Here is a 1,776-nt window from a genome sequence, read left to right on the forward strand (position 1 = left end):
TCTCGCGAGCCTGCCGAGCGAGAGTCAGCAAGTCGCAGCCCGGACCCGTCCGTCGGGCTGTGCCGAGAGACGCAACGGAAGGCCCGGACCGTCTTGCCAGATAAGCACCGCAGCGGGCGGTGCCGAGAGCGAGGAGCGCAGCGAGGCCCGGCGCGGTCGAGCCGGCTGGGGCTTTCGAGGTGTTGCTGTCCAGATCAGCAGGATCCGCACCAGTCACAGAAACAACGTAATCTGACAGAAAGACAGAACGAACCGCGTAGTAGACTCAGTATCGCTATCGATCAGAGTCCGCCGGCGCCGGAAGCGGCGTCGGGGATGTCGACGGGCTCGACCGGGAGGTCGAGTTCTTCCAGCGCGGCCTTCAGGTGTTCGCCTTTCGCGTAGTCGGAGCCGTCGGCGACGCGCTTCTGCTGGGCGAGCGCGAGCACCTCGCCGCGGCGGTCGTCGGGGATCTCGTACTTGTCGGTCGAGAGCTCGACGGTGAACCCGTTGTGGTCGCGGGTGTACAGCGAGTAGAAGATGCCGCGGTTGAACTCGCTGTACTGGTAGCCGTGTGCCTCCAGCCCCTGCTTCACCTCCGCGATGCGGTCGGGGTCGAAGCTGAAGGAGATGTGGTGGACGCCGCCCAACTGGGTGCGCTGCGGGCCGGGGGTGGAGTCGCGGCCCTCCTCGACGAAGAACGTGATGATGCGGCCATCGCCGGGGTCGAAGAACAGGTGCGTGACGTGGGGCGCGTCGAGGTTCGGCTGGCGGAGGACGAGCGAACAGCCGAGCACGTCGCGGTAGAACTCTACGGTATCGGCCTCGTTGCTTCCGATCAGCGTGACGTGGTCGAGCCCGGTGACGCCGACCGCGGCGTCCGGCTTCTCGGCGGTGATCGGCGGATCGCCCAGCGCTGCGGCTCCCTCGGACGCGTCGGTCGCGGAATCCTCGTTGTTCATCGCTTCCGCATTCGGCATCCACGACCATGAATCCGGTAGCGACGCCGCCGCAATCGGGTGACGCGCGTGTCACCGGGTCGGTTCAGCGCGGAGATGCCACGCCGTCCCCGGTCCCGCACGCGGGGCTCAACTCCGGAGCCAGGTCGGAACGTTCCGGATCTCCTGTGGCGAGTTGAAGTGGAGTTGTTCGAGACACTTCGTCGTGAACGCGACGATGTCTCGGCCCGCCTCCGGCGCCAGGGTGACGAGCGTGCCCACGTTCTCGCTCTGCGTGAAGTGGAACAGGATCGCCTCGTCGTAAATGGTGACGGTACAGTGGTCAGTCCCGAGGTCGAACGGTCGGTCGGGTTCCTGCTGTCGGCTCAGACGACGATAGTGATCCACGAAATCCGCCAACTCCTCGTCTTCCGGAATGTGCTCGTCGCCGTCCCGAAGGTAGAGCAACTCGTGGTCGGACGTGGAGTACTGGATCGCCGACCGGAGGTACTCGCCCGCCTGCTCTTTGAGAAACGCAACCAACTCGTCGGTGTTGCCCGGTTCCATGATCCGACACGGCGCGGCAGTAGCTTAAGACTGCGCGTATCCGAACCCTCGACGTATGCAAGGCGTACGATATCATGAGAGAGCTCACAATTTTTACAATTTCTGAGAAGTCCAGACACTCCGAGCGGTTCGGACTCCGTGAACACCGGGGAACGCGCCGTCAACCGGGGCCAGATTGAGGGGGCCAGGCGTCGAACGGCGACCGTGACACGCGATACGGCGCACGCGATCGACTTCGACGACGCTCGGAGGACCATCGGGTCGTTCCTGCGCGAGACGCTGGCGGAGGCGG

The 1,776-nt window shown here is 65.0% G+C and carries 2 protein-coding genes; both read right to left on the minus strand.

Features of this window, described 5'->3' with window-relative positions; translation table 11 throughout:
* Window positions 1–281 precede the first annotated feature (281 nt).
* A complete protein-coding gene (locus AN233_RS06475) occupies window positions 282–941 on the minus strand; it encodes a VOC family protein (RefSeq protein ID WP_080508392.1) in 660 nt (219 codons plus the stop codon).
* Between the two features lie 126 nt (window positions 942–1,067).
* The gene (locus tag AN233_RS06480) at window positions 1,068–1,484 is read right to left on the minus strand and encodes a DUF7522 family protein (RefSeq protein ID WP_058365987.1); all 417 of its coding nucleotides are present in this window, start codon (window positions 1,482–1,484) and stop codon (window positions 1,068–1,070) included.
* Window positions 1,485–1,776: the final 292 nt, after the last annotated feature.

It is taken from the genome of Haloparvum sedimenti, assembly GCF_001462205.1.
GTDB lineage: Archaea > Halobacteriota > Halobacteria > Halobacteriales > Haloferacaceae > Haloparvum > Haloparvum sedimenti.